Annotated in this window: 12 protein-coding genes; 11 read left to right on the forward strand and 1 reads right to left on the reverse strand. The window is 57.6% G+C overall.

Features of this window, described 5'->3' with window-relative positions; translation table 11 throughout:
* Positions 1 to 3: 3 nt before the first annotated feature.
* Positions 4 to 1,395 (reverse strand): chromosomal replication initiator protein DnaA, encoded by a 1,392-nt coding sequence (gene dnaA / locus FO014_RS09870; protein ID WP_105229200.1) that lies wholly within the window; start codon positions 1,393 to 1,395, stop codon positions 4 to 6.
* A gap of 736 nt (positions 1,396 to 2,131) precedes the next feature.
* On the opposite strand from dnaA, the gene rpmH reads away from it, so the two are divergent.
* The 11 genes from rpmH (at position 2,132) to FO014_RS09925 (ending at position 12,966) form a co-directional block, all read left to right on the forward strand.
* A complete protein-coding gene (gene rpmH, locus FO014_RS09875; protein WP_015842368.1) occupies positions 2,132 to 2,272 on the forward strand; it encodes a 50S ribosomal protein L34 in 141 nt (46 codons plus the stop codon).
* A gap of 18 nt (positions 2,273 to 2,290) precedes the next feature.
* Positions 2,291 to 2,650, forward strand: a complete 360-nt coding sequence (gene rnpA, locus FO014_RS09880) for a ribonuclease P protein component (RefSeq protein WP_105233168.1) — start codon at positions 2,291 to 2,293, stop codon at positions 2,648 to 2,650.
* Positions 2,614 to 2,871 carry a membrane protein insertion efficiency factor YidD gene (gene yidD, locus FO014_RS09885; RefSeq protein ID WP_105233167.1) on the forward strand — a complete coding sequence of 86 codons (258 nt, stop codon included), beginning with the start codon at positions 2,614 to 2,616 and terminating at the stop codon, positions 2,869 to 2,871. Before rnpA ends, yidD begins: the two co-directional genes overlap by 37 nt.
* 2 nt (positions 2,872 to 2,873) lie before the next feature.
* On the forward strand, positions 2,874 to 4,511 hold the full coding sequence (gene yidC / locus FO014_RS09890) for a membrane protein insertase YidC (protein WP_160029330.1): 1,638 nt from the start codon (positions 2,874 to 2,876) through the stop codon (positions 4,509 to 4,511).
* A 132-nt stretch (positions 4,512 to 4,643) separates the two neighbouring features.
* Positions 4,644 to 6,008 (forward strand): tRNA uridine-5-carboxymethylaminomethyl(34) synthesis GTPase MnmE, encoded by a 1,365-nt coding sequence (gene mnmE / locus FO014_RS09895; protein ID WP_105233165.1) that lies wholly within the window; start codon positions 4,644 to 4,646, stop codon positions 6,006 to 6,008.
* A gap of 46 nt (positions 6,009 to 6,054) precedes the next feature.
* Positions 6,055 to 7,047, forward strand: a complete 993-nt coding sequence (locus FO014_RS09900; RefSeq protein WP_160029332.1) for a LacI family DNA-binding transcriptional regulator — start codon at positions 6,055 to 6,057, stop codon at positions 7,045 to 7,047.
* A 133-nt stretch (positions 7,048 to 7,180) separates the two neighbouring features.
* Entirely contained in the window at positions 7,181 to 7,990 is an 810-nt protein-coding gene (locus FO014_RS09905; protein ID WP_160029334.1) for an inositol monophosphatase family protein, read from the forward strand.
* A 153-nt stretch (positions 7,991 to 8,143) separates the two neighbouring features.
* On the forward strand, positions 8,144 to 9,508 hold the full coding sequence (locus FO014_RS09910; RefSeq protein WP_160029336.1) for an MFS transporter: 1,365 nt from the start codon (positions 8,144 to 8,146) through the stop codon (positions 9,506 to 9,508).
* Between the two features lie 48 nt (positions 9,509 to 9,556).
* Entirely contained in the window at positions 9,557 to 10,837 is a 1,281-nt protein-coding gene (locus FO014_RS09915; protein WP_160029338.1) for a histidine-type phosphatase, read from the forward strand.
* A 415-nt stretch (positions 10,838 to 11,252) separates the two neighbouring features.
* Positions 11,253 to 11,819 carry an NADPH-dependent FMN reductase gene (locus FO014_RS09920; RefSeq protein ID WP_160029340.1) on the forward strand — a complete coding sequence of 189 codons (567 nt, stop codon included), beginning with the start codon at positions 11,253 to 11,255 and terminating at the stop codon, positions 11,817 to 11,819.
* Positions 11,820 to 11,913: 94 nt separating this feature from the next.
* Positions 11,914 to 12,966, forward strand: coding sequence for an alpha/beta hydrolase (locus tag FO014_RS09925; protein ID WP_160029342.1), 1,053 nt, complete (start codon positions 11,914 to 11,916; stop codon positions 12,964 to 12,966).
* The last annotated feature ends 29 nt before the right edge of the window (positions 12,967 to 12,995 follow it).

Here is a 12,995-nt window from a genome sequence, read left to right on the forward strand (position 1 = left end):
GCGCTACGAAGATAATGTTCTGATTAAGTTGGAGAAATCTTCTTTGATGTCGTGACTTTCCTCACGCAACTGCTCAATCTTCCGGCAGGCGTGCAACACCGTGGTATGGTCGCGGCCACCAAACGCATCGCCGATTTCTGGCAGGCTGTGGTTGGTGAGCTCTTTCGCCAGCGCCATCGCCATTTGGCGCGGACGGGCGACGGAGCGCGAACGCCGTTTAGACAGCAGATCCGCGACTTTAATCTTATAGTATTCCGCCACCGTCTTTTGAATGTTGTCGATGGTGACCAGTTTTTCCTGCAGCGCCAGCAGATCGCGCAGCGCTTCACGCACGAAATCGATGGTAATGGCGCGGCCGGTAAAGTTGGCGTTGGCGATCACGCGGTTCAGCGCGCCTTCCAGCTCACGCACGTTGGAACGCAGACGCTTGGCGATGAAAAACGCCACTTCGCCCGGCAGGCGAATGTCGTTCTCGTCGGCCTTTTTCATCAGGATCGCGACGCGCGTTTCCAGCTCCGGCGGTTCGATCGCCACCGTCAGCCCCCAGCCGAAGCGAGACTTCAGGCGGTCTTCCACGCCGTTGATCTCCTTCGGGTAGCGGTCCGACGTCAGGATAATCTGTTGATTGCCTTCCAGCAGCGCATTAAAGGTATGGAAGAACTCTTCCTGCGAACGCTCTTTATTGGCAAAAAATTGAATATCATCGATCAGCAGCGCGTCAACCGAGCGGTAGTAACGCTTAAACTCTTCGATCGCGTTGTTCTGCAGGGCTTTGACCATGTCCTGCACAAAACGCTCCGAGTGCATATAGACCACTTTGGCATTGGCCTTGCGCGCCATAATGCCGTTGCCGACCGCGTGCAGCAGGTGAGTTTTACCCAGACCGGTGCCGCCGTACAGGAACAGCGGGTTATAGGCGCCGCCCGGGTTGTCCGCCACCTGACGCGCCGCCGCGCGCGCCAGCTGGTTCGACTTACCTTCAACGAAGTTATCAAACGTGTGCTTGGGATTGACGTTAGAGCGATAGGACAGCTCCGGCTGCGGGGCCGCGTTGTCCCAACTCGGCCGTGAAGGCGCAGCCGTGCGCGCCACCGGCGCCGCAGGGGCGCTGCGGCTTTCGGCCACCGCTTCGCTGACGGTTTGGCTGATGGGCTTGCTGCCGACTTCAAAACGCAGCAAAGGGGCATCCGTACCGCAGAAATCGTTCAGCAGTCCGTTGATATTGTTTAAGTATTTATCTCGTACCCAGTCCAGCACGAAACGATTGGGCGCATACAGCGCCAGGGTGTTGTCACTCAGTTCCGCCTGCAAGGGGCGTATCCACATACTAAATTCTGTGGCAGGTAACTCATCCTGCAATCGGGCAAGACACTGCTGCCAAAGCGAAAGTGACACGGCGGACTCCACTCGAACAAGATCAATAATAAAGAAAAGAATCGGGCTACTTTTTTATAACTCATGGTTTTTGACACAGGCCCGGTATCGGCTGACCGCCTGGGGGCATGCGAACCGCCTTTCACGGTTTATCCCTTCCACGCTGCCGTCGCACCCGGAGGAGGCGCGGCAAATTTCAGGGTCGCCCGGCCACGATCCCGGCATGGGAGATCGCGATCGGAACAACGGATCATAGCGCAAATAAAGCCAGAGATCCTCCCCTTCCTCACAGATTAGATCCATTTTATCCACAGACCCCGGCATGCGGCGATCTTTTCCACAAAATCCGGTCATTCACCGCATTATGTTGCCTGTCAGGGCGCAGTTTTTACATCGGTAACAGGTTATACCCGGTTATCCACCCGCGGATCTTGCGCTTTATCGTCAGGATCGCGCGCGGATCCTTGCGATTTAACCCTGAGTCCGTATAATCTTCGCCCTACGTGTGATGCCTGGTTCCTTCGATGGTGCGTTATTCGCCAGACGGGATTCTGCGTTGACCACGGGCCAAAGCGGATTTTATGCCGTATTGGCAAGCAACCAGGTAGGCTAACGCAATGCTAATTGACTCAGGACTGTACAATTATTACAATCCCGCCTCTTTATGTATTGCGATTGAGGCGTCGGTCGTCTTCACGCCGAGTAGCCAAACGCGTTTACTGATCAGTAATCAATTTAAGTTTAGGTAGAAATCGCCATGAAACGCACTTTCCAACCGTCCGTATTGAAGCGCAACCGTAGCCACGGTTTCCGTGCTCGTATGGCCACTAAAAATGGTCGTCAAGTTCTGGCCCGCCGTCGTGCGAAAGGCCGTGCTCGTCTGTCTGTTTCTAAGTAATAAAAGCTAACCCTCTGAGTGGTTAAGCTCGCTTTTCCCAGGGAGTTACGTTTGTTAACTCCCACTCATTTCACTTTCGTCTTCCAGCAGCCACAACGGGCCGGCACGCCGCAAATCACCATCCTCGGCCGCCTGAACCAGCTGGGGCATCCCCGCATCGGTCTTACCGTCGCCAAAAAACACGTCAAACGCGCCCATGAACGTAACCGAATCAAACGCCTAACCCGCGAAAGTTTCCGTTTACGTCAGCATGAGCTGCCGCCGATGGATTTTGTCGTGGTGGCGAAAAAGGGGATAGCGGATCTGGATAACCGCGCGTTGACGGAAGCTTTGGAAAAATTATGGCGTCGCCACTGTCGCCAGGCTCCCGCATCCTGATCGGGCTGGTGCGAGGCTATCAGCTCGTCATCAGTCCGCTGCTTGGGCCTCGTTGTCGCTTCCAGCCGACATGTTCTCATTACGCAATTGAGGCATTAAGCAGGTTCGGCATGATAAAAGGCAGTTGGTTGACAGTGAAACGCGTATTAAAATGCCACCCTTTGAACCCAGGTGGCGATGATCCCGTGCCGCCGAAAACCGACGATAACAGAGAACACTAACGATGGATTCGCAACGCAATCTTCTTCTCATCGCTTTGCTGTTCGTGTCTTTCATGATCTGGCAGGCCTGGCAGACGGACCACGCTCCGCAACCAGCCGCGCAGACCACGACGCAGACCACGAATTCCGCAACCGGTGATGCCACAAGCTCAGGCGTACCCGCCAGCGGCCAGGGTAAACTGATTACCGTTAATACCGACGTGCTGTCGCTGACTATCAACACCCGCGGTGGCGATATCGAGCAGGCTAAACTGTTGGCTTACCCGGATACCCTGGGTTCATCGACTCCATTCCAGCTGCTGGAAACCACACCGTCATTTGTTTATCAGGCGCAAAGCGGCCTGACCGGCAAAAACGGCCCGGATAACCCGGCCAACGGCGAGCGTCCTCTGTATCAGAGCACACAGGACAGCTATACCCTGGCCGACGGTCAGGACGAGCTGCGCATTCCGCTGACCTTTACCGGTAAAGACGGCGCCGTCTATACCAAGACCTTTGTCCTGAAGCGCAACCACTATGCGGTCGGCGTCGATTACAACATCGACAACAAAGGCTCAACCCCGCTGGAGCTGACCCTGTTCGGCCAGCTGAAGCAGACCACCGAACTGCCTAAGCACCGCGACACCGGCAGCAGCAACTTTGCGCTGCACACCTTCCGCGGCGCGGCGTACTCCAGCAGCGACACCAAGTACGAAAAATACGCGTTTGATAAAGACGAGAATCTGAGCGTCTCCACGCAGGGCGGCTGGGTTGCCATGCTGCAGCAGTACTTCGCTACCGCCTGGGTGCCGGCTACGCAGGGTACCAACACCTTCTATACCGCCAAACTGGGCAATGACCAGTCGGCCATCGGCTTCAAGTCTACGCCGGTAGTGGTGCAGGCCGGCGCACAACAGCAGCTGAACTCGACGCTGTGGGTTGGCCCGGAACTGCAGGACCAAATGGCTGAACTGGCGCCGCATCTCGACCTGACGGTGGATTACGGCTGGCTGTGGTTCATCTCCCAACCGCTGTTCAAGCTGCTGAAGTTCCTGCACAGCTTTATCGGCAACTGGGGCTTCTCGATCATCGTCATCACCTTTATCGTGCGCGGCATCATGTACCCGCTGACCAAAGCGCAGTACACCTCGATGGCGAAAATGCGCATGCTGCAGCCAAAACTGCAGGCGATGCGTGAACGTATCGGCGAAGACAAGCAGCGCATGAGTCAGGAAATGATGGCGCTGTACAAGGCGGAGAAAGTGAACCCGCTGGGCGGCTGCCTGCCTCTGCTGATTCAGATGCCAATCTTCCTGGCGTTGTACTACATGCTGATGGGCTCGGTAGAATTGCGTCACGCGCCTTTCGCGCTGTGGATCCATGACCTGTCGGCGCAGGACCCGTACTACATCCTGCCAATCCTGATGGGCGTGACGATGTTCTTCATCCAGAAGATGTCGCCGACCACCGTGACCGACCCGATGCAGCAGAAGATCATGACCTTCATGCCGGTGATCTTCACCGTGTTCTTCCTGTGGTTCCCGTCCGGTCTGGTGCTGTACTACATCGTCAGTAACCTGGTGACCATCATCCAGCAGCAGCTGATTTATCGCGGCCTGGAAAAACGCGGTCTGCACAGCCGCGACAAGAAAAAGACATAAGCGTATTGTAGGCGTTCGGTTGCCGAACGTTTGCAGTCATCCCAAAAGGCGGTCATGAGACCGCCTTTTTGTATCTGATATGATCAACAACAGGTTTTTAGCAGCGCAGCTGCCCGTTGAAGGATAAAGGCTATGAATACCACCGATACCATCGTCGCCCAAGCCACCCCGCCGGGACGCGGCGGCGTCGGCATTCTGCGTATCTCCGGCCAGAAAGCTGCCGAGGTCGCCCAGACGCTGCTCGGCAAGCTGCCAAAGCCGCGTTACGCCGACTATCTGCCGTTCCGCGACGCCGACGGCGCCACCCTCGATCAGGGCATTGCGCTGTGGTTCCCGGGGCCGAATTCGTTTACCGGCGAAGACGTGCTGGAGCTGCAGGGCCACGGCGGCCCGGTGATCCTTGATTTGCTGCTTAAGCGCGTGCTGGCGCTGCCCGGCGTGCGTATTGCGCAGCCCGGCGAATTCTCCGAGCGCGCCTTCCTGAACGATAAGCTCGATCTGGCGCAGGCGGAGGCGATTGCCGACCTGATCGACGCCAGCTCCGAGCAGGCGGCACGCTCGGCGATGAACTCGCTGCAGGGGGCTTTTTCCAGCCGTATCCACCAGCTTGTGGAAGCACTTACTCACCTGCGAATCTATGTGGAGGCTGCGATCGACTTCCCGGATGAGGAAATCGACTTCCTTTCTGACGGCAAAATCGAAGCCCAGCTGAACGCAGTGATCGGCGACCTTGACGAAGTACGCGGCGAAGCGCGTCAGGGCAGCCTGCTGCGCGAGGGCATGAAGGTGGTGATCGCCGGCCGGCCAAATGCCGGAAAATCAAGCCTGCTCAATGCGTTAGCCGGCCGTGAAGCGGCCATCGTCACCGATATCGCCGGCACCACCCGCGACGTGCTGCGCGAACATATTCATATCGACGGCATGCCGCTGCACATCATCGACACCGCCGGCCTGCGTGAGGCCAGTGATGAGGTGGAACGTATCGGCATCGAACGCGCCTGGAGCGAGATTGAACAGGCGGATCGGGTGCTGTTTATGGTGGACGGCACCACCACCGGCGCCACCGAACCCGCCGAGATCTGGCCGGAATTTATGGCGCGCCTGCCCGGTAAACTGCCGATCACCGTGGTGCGCAACAAGGCAGACATCACCGGCGAATCGCAGGGTATAACGGAAGTGAATGGTCACTCACTTATTCGCCTGTCGGCGCGAACCGGCGACGGTATCGAGGTGCTGCGCGACCACCTGAAGCAGAGCATGGGCTTCACCAGCAATATGGAAGGCGGCTTCCTGGCCCGCCGCCGCCATCTGCAGGCGCTGGAACTGGCGGCACAGCACCTGCTACAGGGCAAGGAACAGTTAGTGAGCGCTTACGCAGGTGAGCTATTGGCGGAAGAACTGCGGCAGGCGCAGCTGGCGCTGAGCGAAATCACCGGCGAATTTACCTCCGACGACCTGCTGGGGCGCATCTTCTCCAGCTTCTGTATCGGGAAATAATCAGCGCGCGCGGTCACGCCGCGCCAACCAGCGGGAAACGGCAGCCATGAGTGATGCAAAAAACAGTTGGGTTACCGCCAGCGACGTTGCGCGCCTGGCGGGCGTTTCACGCTCCGCCGTTTCACGCACCTTCACCCCCGGCGCTTCCGTCTCTGAAAAAACGCGCCAGCGGGTAGAAGCGGCCGCCGCCGAGCTGGGTTATCAGGTCAATATCATCGCCCGCTCGATGATTACCGGCAGCAGTAACTTCATCGGTCTGGTCACCGCCGGCTTTGACAATCCCTTCCGCAGTAAACTGCTGGCGCCGCTGACGCACCACCTGACCTTACAGGGGTTTATGCCGCTGCTGATCAATGCCGACGACCCTCAGCAGCTGGAGCCGCAGCTGCGCGAGCTGTTAAGTTATCACGTCGCAGGCGTGATCCTGACCTCCGGCGCCCCGCCGCTGTCGCTGGCGGAAGCGTATCTGTCACGCAAAATCCCGGTGACGCTGATCAACCGCCAGGCGGAGCTGGACGGCGCCGATCAGGTATGCAGCGATAACGGCGACGGCGCGCAGCAGGCCGCGCAGCGCTTGATGCAACATGGGGTAAAACATCCGGGGTTTATCGGCGAAGACGCCTCCTTCAGCAGCCATCAGCGGCAACAGGCGTTCACCCGTCGGCTCAGCGAGCAACAGTTGACGGTCACCAGCGCGATCTGCCCGCAAGGGGGTTACCAGGCCGGCTGGGAGGCGGCAGCCACGCTGTTGACGCAACAGCCGCAGCTCGACGCCCTGTTTTGCGCCACCGATATGCTGGCCATTGGCGCCATGGATTTTATACGCCGTCATCACCCCGCGCGCACGTTGCCGATTATCGGTTTCGACGATATCCCACAGGCAGATTTTGCCGCCTATCAGCTGACCACCCTGCGTCAGGATACGGAAATGCTGGCGCGTACCGCAGTAGACCTATTGGTCAGCCGCATCCGCCACTTCAATCAGCCGGCGGTGCGCAAAAGCGTCCCCGTCGAGCTTATCGTGCGAGGATCGGCGTAAAACGAAAATTATGTTTTATGCGCGGACGATCACGGAATAAACTTTTCACTTTCGCCATTATCCTGTAGCAATCTCGTAACAACACCGTGTTATCATTCAAATTGCACACGTGTGCAAATGCAGCGGAGGGAAAATGGCATCAACATCTGAACAAGATATCGCAGCGCGCTACCGCTTTGCCTGCGACGTTGCGCAACAGGCCGGCAGGCTGGCGTACGATTTTTACCAGCGGCGCCAGCAGCTGGCCGTTGAGCACAAAGGCGGCGACCTGCAGGACGTGGTCAGCCAGGCCGATCGGGAAGTGGAAGCGCTGACGCGCCGTCTGATCGCCCAGCGCTTTCCTCAGGATGACTTTCTCGGGGAAGAGAGCGGCGGCGGGCATGCCGCCGCGCCCTACACCTGGGTGGTGGATCCGATCGACGGCACCGCCTGCTTTCTCAACGGATTACATACCTGGTGCGTATCGATCGGCGTGATCTTCGACGGCGATCCGGTTATCGGCGTGATTTACGATCCCAACCATCAGGAAATGTTCCACGCCCGGCGCGGCGGCGGCGCCTTTCTCAATCATGCACCCATCAACGTGCATCCGGGCCGCTCGCTGCGCGACGGCGTGATGGGAGTCGGCACCTCGCACCGCGTGACGCCGGAAGAGTTCGTGCCGTTTGTCAGTCTCCTGTTACACGCCGGCGGCATGTTTATCCGCAGCGGTTCCGGCGCGCTGATGACCGCTCAGGTCGCCGCCGGCCGCTTAATCGGCTATTACGAGCCACATATGAACGCCTGGGACAGCCTGCCCGGCATGCTGCTGGTGCAGGAAGCCGGCGGCGTCACCAATGATTTCCTGGCCGATCGGGGATTACAGAAAGGCAACGTGGCGTTAATGGCCAACGCGGAGATTTATTCCCAGCTGCGCGAATTAATTCAGCAACAGGTTAAATAACCGCTTGCTCGAAAAAATAAGTGGAAAGGCAATTTATTCAGGTTATGTGCCCTACAGATTAAAATAGTTAAGGACAGGTTTCTCTGCCAACGGAATAACCGCAGAGCGCTTAATCGGCGTGTATTTTGCTAATCCGCCTTATGGAGTGAAATTATGTCTGGTATCTTCGCTTATTTTAAAGCGGCGCCGGCCACGCCTTCCCATGGCCCGCTGAATGAAAAAAAATTCCGCCTCCTGCGTGGCCGGACTTTTCTGGCGATGACGGCGGCTTACGTGATGTTTTACGTTTGCCGGCTGTCCTTCACCGTGGCGAAAAGCGCCCTGGTCGACATCGGCATCACCCCCGGTGAACTGGGTATGATTGGTTCCGCCCTGTTTTTCTGCTACGCCATCGGCAAGCTGGTGAACGGGTTTCTGGCCGACCATGCCAACGTCGTGCGTTTTATGAGCCTGGGGCTGCTGTTGAGCGCCGGGATGAACGTTATGATGGGCATGACCACCAACGCGCTGCTGCTGACGCTGTTTTGGGGCATCAACGGATGGGCGCAGTCCATGGGGGTCGGGCCGTGCGCCGTCTCACTGGCGCGCTGGTACGGCAGCAAGGAGCGCGGCACCTTCTACGCTATCTGGTCCACGGCGCACAACATCGGCGAAGCGGTAACCTATATGGCCATCGCCGCGGTGATTGCCGCCTTTGGCTGGCATTTCGGTTATTTCACCACGGCAATGCTCGGCGTTGTGGGCGTGGTGTTGATTTTACTGTTTATGTGCGACTCGCCGCAAAGCGCCGGCTATCCGCCGATCGGCGTGATCCGCAATGAACCGGAAGCCCTGTCGGACGATAAAGGTTCGGTGCTGAAAAACCAGCTGTGGTCGCTGCGCAACCCGGCGCTGTGGACGCTGGCGCTGGCCTCGGCCTTTATGTATATCGATCGTTACGCGGTCAATTCCTGGGGCATTTTCTTTTTACAGCAGGCCAAACACTACACCACGCTGGAAGCCTCCGGCATTATCGGTGTCAACGCCATTGCCGGCATCGCCGGCACCATTATCGCCGGTATCCTGTCCGATCGTATCTTCCCGCGTAACCGCAGCATCATGGCAGGGGCGATCGGACTGTTAAATACCGCCGGCTTCGCCTTGATGGTGTGGCTGCCGCGTAACAACTATACCGACGTGCTGTCGATGGTGATTTTCGGCGCGACGATTGGCGCGTTGACCTGTTTCCTCGGCGGCTTAATCGCGGTGGATATCTCTTCGAAGAAAGCGGCCGGTGCCGCGCTCGGCACCATCGGCATTGCCAGCTATGCTGGCGCCGGGTTGGGGGAATATATTACCGGCGTGATTATCGATCGCACCTCAGTGATTGAGGCGGGGAAAACGCTGTATAACTTTGATACCTTATCGCTGTTTTGGATCGGCGCCGGTTTATTTTCCGCCGCGCTGACATTTATTACCGCCGGCATTGTCTCTCACCGTCAGACAATAAATCGGCAAACGCAAATTTCCCGTTCATAAAAATAAATAAATCGATTAACCTTAATTAAAAATAGCGAGGAATAAATCATGTTGCTTTTGCAAAAGGGATGGTCACGTCTGTTATTTGCCGTTGTGCTGGGCGCGGCCTCCTGCGCCAGTCAGGCGGAATCACACTATGTGTTGGAAAAAGTGGTGGAGGTCAGTCGTCATGGCGTCAGGCCGCCGACGCCCGGCAACCGGCAGGCGATGCAGGACGGTACCGATCGCGCCTGGCCGCAATGGACAACCCGCGACGGCGAACTCACCGGCCACGGCTACGCGGCCGCTGTGCTGAAAGGGCGTTACGAGGCCGAATATTATCGGCACCAGGGGCTGCTTGACCGCGGCTGCCCGGCTCCCGGCGCGGTGTACGTCTGGGCCAGCCCGCTGCAACGTACCCGCGCTACTGCTCAGGCGCTGGTGGATGGGGCATTTCCCGGCTGCGGCGTGGCGATCCATGCGGTCAGCGACAAGCAGGATCCGTTATTCCAGGCGGATAAAATGGGGCTGACGCCACTGGACGCGGAAAAAGCCCGGGCGGCGATCCAGCAGGCGATGGGCGGCAGCCCGGAGCTGGCTCAGCAGCGCCTCAGCCGTGACATTGCCCGCCTGCAGGCCGCCGTCTGCCAGCCGAACAAGCCCTGCCCGGCCTTTGAGCAACCCTGGCGCATCGAACGCAAAGAGGACGGCCGCTTCAGCATCACCGGTCTTGGCACCCTGTCTAATATGGCGGAAAGCATTCGCCTGGCATACAGCGAGAACCTGCCCGCCGCGCAGGTGGCCTTCGGCCACGGCGGCAGCGCGTCGGCGATTGCGCCTCTACTGCCCTTGCTCACCGCCCGTTACGATTTTACCAATGACGTACCCTATATCGCCCGGCGCGGCGGTTCGGTATTGCTGAACCAGATAACGCAGGCTTTGGCCTCCGATCGTGCATCGGCTGACGCCCCGCCGCCGGCGCGCTGGCTGTTGTTCGTCGCGCATGACACCAATATCGCCTATCTGCGCACCCTGCTGGGCTTCAGCTGGCAGCAGGATCGGTACCCGCGCGGTAATATTCCGCCGGCCGGCAGTCTGGTGTTTGAGCGCTGGCGCGATAAACAGAGCGGTCAACGCTTTCTGCGCACCTACTTTCAGGCACAGTCGCTCGATCAAATTCGTCGTCTGACGCCGCTGGACGCCCGGACCCCGCCGTTAAAAACCGACCTCAGCCGCCCAGGCTGCCGGCCGTCACCGGTTGGCGTACTGTGCCCCTGGTCTGCATCGTTACACCAACTGCGTGCGGCGGTTGACCCGACGGCATTACCGGCAGTGCACTACACACCGTAATGGCCCGGCGACGTGGCGCACCATGATGCGCCACGTCTTATCGGCCACATCGCACAGAAGAAAGACGATGACCAACGCTGGTCGCGCGCGAACCGCCGCTGAAACGGCCGCCATGCTGGCAGTTTGTCCCGCAGTTCGGGCTGGAAAAAAGCGGTGAAATTGCCGCGCAATCGCCGGCAAACCCCCTACGTTTCATCAAGTTGACCAGCCCGAGCAATTATCACAAAAATAGCAAACTGAAAGAAAAAATGACCTGAAATAATCAAAAACACATGTTCTCTACGCTATTTTTTCTTGTTTTACCGCAAGAAAAGCGCAGATACGACAAAATCTCACTGTTAACCCTCGGTTATTTGCCATACTATTTAACGGTTGTTCTAAGCTGAATCTGTTCATTAGTCAGGGAGGTATCATCATGTCAGACCAAGCATTAAAGATCGTGACCCTGCTAGGCAGCCTGCGTAAAGGCTCTTATAACGCCATCGTGGCCAATGCGCTGCCCAAACTGGCGCCGCCAGGCATGGTTATCGAAGCATTACCCTCCATTCGCGATATCCCGCTTTATGACGCCGACCTACAGCAGGAAGAGGGTTTTCCCGCCACGGTTGAAGCCATTGCCGAGAAAATTCGCCAGGCCGACGGCGTCATTATCGTTACGCCGGAATATAACTACTCTGTACCCGGCGGCCTGAAAAACGCCATTGACTGGATTTCACGCCTGCCGAACCAGCCGCTGGCCGGTAAACCCTTGGCGATCCAGACCAGTTCCATGGGGCCGATTGGCGGCGCACGCTGCCAGTATCACCTGCGACAGATCATGGTGTTCCTGGATGCGATGGTGATGAACCGGCCCGAGTTTATGGGCGGCGTGATTCAAAACAAAGTGGATGAGCAGGCGGGAGAGCTGACCGATCAGGCAACGCTGGATTTTATACGCAGCCAGTTAGCCGCATTCCGCGATTATATCGCCCAGTTGCGATAAGGCTTCCTTTTTGGCGTCTTCAAAAATAAAAAACAGAAGACGCCAACAATGGAATGGATATGCCAAAATATTTTTATCTTTCAAACATATAATCATGTATTTTTTAATTTTAGCCTTATTAATGGCTTTTAACACCAGTCCTGTCAGCGCTACGGAAATGCATTACCCTGCGGGAGAAGAACCGCTCGAACTCCCGGCAGACAGCCCGCTGCATAACAAACTCCCCCGTTCACCACAAAGTAAAGAAGACAAGAAAACGGAGGCGATGTCGCTCTACCTGACGTTGATGCGCGAAGACGAGCACAGCATCTGGGCGCCTTATCAGCTCGCCGTCTCTTCCGCCGAAAAAGGGCAGATCGAGCTGGCGGAGCGTTATCTGCAACTCAGCGCCAAACGCGGCCTGTGGTATTACTACAACCTGCTGGAAGAGGATGCGTTCAACACCATTCAGCACGGCAAAACCTACCGGTCCATCCTGGCGCAAACCAAAGCCCGCTATCAGCAGCGTGCGCAGCGGCATGAAGGCAAAGCCAGCTATACGCTGCCGCAGGGCAAACCGCCAGCCGGCGGCTGGCCGACGGTGGTGTATCTGCACGCCTACGGCAAACAGGCCAATATCAGCGCCGAAGAGAAGCTGTTGTTCGGCGCCATGGGCGTTGCCTACATTGAATTGAACGGCACCCAGATGCTGTCGGAAAACAGTTTCCGCTGGTCAAACTACAGTGATGAAAGCACCCACAATATGGTGCAGCGCGCCCTGCGTGATTTAACGCCACAGCTCAGGCTGAACCCTCAGGCGGTTTATCTTTTCGGCCGCGGTCAGGGCGCCCTGCATGCCGCCAATCTGCTGGCGAAATATCCGCAGAGTTACTCAGGTGGCCTGCTGGTGGCGCCGATGGGGGCAATCAAACCGGCGACTCAGAGCCTGGCCAGCAATAAACGCATCGTCATCGCTTACTACAACCGGCAAAAATTCAGTGAACAGGCGGTGGCGCTGGATTTTTCTGAACTTTTCGGCGCAAAAAATCAGGTGCAGGTACAACATTTTGCTCAGCCGGAAAGTGCTAAACAGGGCTGGATCGCCCGCTTTGCACAACCGCTGGAGTGGATGCTCGGCAAGACGCCAAACGCCGCGGGAGAAGAATAATGACGAGACGGGCCAGGTTCTCCTGGCCC

Source organism: Serratia rhizosphaerae, assembly GCF_009817885.1.
GTDB classification, from domain to species: domain Bacteria; phylum Pseudomonadota; class Gammaproteobacteria; order Enterobacterales; family Enterobacteriaceae; genus Serratia_B; species Serratia_B rhizosphaerae.